This window comes from Paracoccus sp. (in: a-proteobacteria) (assembly GCF_035556475.1).
GTDB lineage: Bacteria > Pseudomonadota > Alphaproteobacteria > Rhodobacterales > Rhodobacteraceae > Paracoccus.
In genome coordinates this window covers 1-2,867 of record NZ_DATMFA010000133.1, presented here as the reverse complement: position 1 = coordinate 2,867, position 2,867 = coordinate 1, and the positions used below count along the sequence as shown (strand labels likewise).

General features: G+C 66.9%; 2 protein-coding genes. Both read right to left on the bottom strand.

Going from position 1 to position 2,867, the window contains the following annotated elements:
• On the bottom strand, positions 1 to 885 hold an 885-nt coding region (locus VNQ78_RS18800; RefSeq protein WP_325692677.1), incomplete at its 3' end, for a hydantoinase B/oxoprolinase family protein.
• 4 nt (positions 886 to 889) lie between these two features.
• Positions 890 to 2,867: hydantoinase/oxoprolinase family protein (locus VNQ78_RS18795; RefSeq protein ID WP_325692675.1), on the bottom strand; the 1,978-nt coding region annotated here is incomplete at its 5' end.

The window sequence follows — 2,867 nt, the reverse complement described above, 5'->3', positions numbered from 1 at the left end:
GATCCCGACCAGCAGGATGGTATGGCGCGGATCCCCGCCCGAGGGCACGTTCAGCGAACTGCCAAGCTGCGGGTCCGAGCCGGTGAAATCCAGCACCGCGCTGTCGCCGGCGATCCGCAGCGTCAGGTTCAACCGGCAGGGATTGGCGTGGTCGCTGTCCTCATCCGCGTAATCGGCAAAGCGGTATTCGCCGTCGGGAATGGCGCGCAGGATGTCGCGGGCCTGCGCCTCGGCCTGATCCTTGAGCGCGGCGACGCCCTGGACAAAGCCCTGCCTGCCGAACCGCGCGATCATCTGATGAACCTTGCGCTCGCCCGTGTTCAGCGCGCCGACCAGCGCCTTGATGTCGCCGATATTCAGCGCGGGCTTGCGCACATTGGTCTGCATGATGCGCAGGATCTGCTCGTCAAAGATCCCCTCATTGACCAGCTTCATCGGGGGAAAGCGGATCCCCTCCTGATGGATTTCGGTCAGCGAGCGCGACAGCGAGGCCGGGACCGCGCCGCCCATGTCGGTATTGTGGATATGGCCCCCAGTCCATGCGACGATCTCGTCATCCGCGAAAACCGGCTTCCACAGATGGGTGTCGGGCGCATGGGTTGCGACATGGCCGGAATAGGGGTCGTTGGTAAAGGCCACATCGCCGGGGCGGTAATCCTCGACCATCTCGATTGCCCGGCCATAGGTCAGGCCCGGATACCATGTCGCCCCCAGATCCATCGGCACGGCAAAGGTGTCGCCGTCCTTGTCCATCAGCATGACGGTGAAATCCTGCGTTTCCTTGACAAAGGCGGAATGCGCGGTGCGGTGCAGGGTATGGGCCATGTTCTCGGCCGCCGCGCGGGCGTGGTTGGCCAGAACCTGAAGGGTCATCTTGTCGAACATGGGGCTACTCCGCAAAGCTCAGGTGGATGTTCAGGTGGTCGTCGACCCGCGCAATGGTCGCGGCGGGGATGGCGAAGGTCGTGTCTTCCTGCGCGACGATGGCCGGGCCGTGGAAGGTCGCGCCGCCCTTCAGATCCGCGCGGTCGTAAAGTGGCACGTCCCGCCACGCGCCCAGATGGACGGGGACATGGCGCGCGGCTGCAGCGGGGGCGGGATCGCCGGTTTCCAGCGGAAATTCGGGCTTGGGCCCGGCCCCGATGGCGGAAAGGCGCAGGTTCACGATCTCGATCCGGCCCTCGGGGTCGTGGAAATCATAGATCCGGCGATGCGTGGCGTGAAAGGCCTGCGCGATGCGGGCGGTGTCGGTCAGCCATGCGGGCTCCAGATCGACCTCGATCTCATAGCTTTGGCCGGCATAGCGCATGTCTGCCGACAGCCGCAGATCGGCCGCGCCGTGATGGCCTTGGGCGGTCAGCCAGTCGCGCCCCTCATCGGTCAGCGCGCGGAAGGGCAGCGTCAGATCCGCGCCCAGATCGGCAAAGACCGTGCGGATGAAATCGCCGCGCAGATCCGCGACCAGCCCGCCAAGCGCCGACACGACCCCCGGACGGCGCGGCGCGATGACCCGCGAAATGCCCAGCTCGCGCGCCAGAAACGCCCCGAGCATCGGCCCGCCCCCGCCAAAGGGCATCAGGGCAAAGTCCCGCAAATCGACGCCTGCGCGCGAGGACAGCTTTTCCACCTCGACGAACATTTCGGAAATCGCGATGTCCAGAATGGCCTGCGCGGTATCTTCGGCACTTCGGCCAAGCTGGGCGGCCAGCCCCGCCACCGCCTGCCGCGCCAAACCCACATCCATCCGCAACTGGCCGTAAGCCATCTCGCTGTGGCCCAGCCAGCCGCAGACCGCCATCGCATCCGTCACCGTGGCGCGTGTACCGCCGCGGCCATAGCAGGCCGGGCCGGGGCTGGAACCCGCTGACTCCGGGCCGACGCGCAAGACACCCTGTCCGTCCACGCTGGCGATCGAGCCGCCGCCGATGCCGATTGAACTGACCGAGACCGAGGGGATATGCAGCGGAAATTCCCCGATCAATTCGTCCGAGCCGAACTGCACCTGCCCGTCCACGATCAGCGCGAAATCGGCCGAGGTGCCACCGATGTCCAGCGTCAGGACGTGCCCTTCTCCCGCCTGACGGGCCAGCCAACTTGCGCCGATCACGCCCGAGGCGGTGCCCGACAGCAGCATCGACACGCAGTCGCGCCGGCCCTCAGCGGCGGTCATCAGCCCGCCATTCGATTTCGTCAGCATCGCGCGGGCCGGAACCCCCTGTGCCGCCAGCCGCGATTCCAGCGCCGCCAGATAGCCCGCGACGCGGGGATGGACATAGCCGTTCAGGATCGCGGTCGAGGTCCGCTCATATTCACGGATCACGGGCCAGACCTCGGCCGAGGTAAAGACGAACATCTCGGGCGCAAGGCTTTCGATCCGCGCCCGGACGGCGGCCTCTTGCGTGCCGTCGCGCCAGGAATGCAGCAGGGCGACGATTACCCCCTCGGCCCCCGCCGCCTTGGCGCGGGCAACGGCATCGGCGATGGCCGCGTCATCGGGCAGGACGGTCTGGCGGCCATCGGCGCGCATCCGGGCGGTAATGCCAAAGATCATGTCGCGCGAGATCAGCGGCTCGGGGCGGTGGCAGAACAGCGAATACATCTCGGGCATGCGCAGCCGGGCCAGTTCGATCACATCCTCGAACCCCGCATTCGTAATCAGCGCCAGCCGCGCGCCCTTGCGCTGGATGATGGTGTTGATGCCGACCGTGGTGCCGTGGACGAAGCGGCTGACCGCGGCAGGGTCCAGCCCCTCGCGTTCGGCCAGCAGGCGCAGGCCTTGCAACAGTTCCGCGCCGGGATCGTCGGGCGTGGTCAGTACCTTCAGCGACGCGATGCGGCCTGAGTTTGCCTCAAGCGCGCAGAAATCC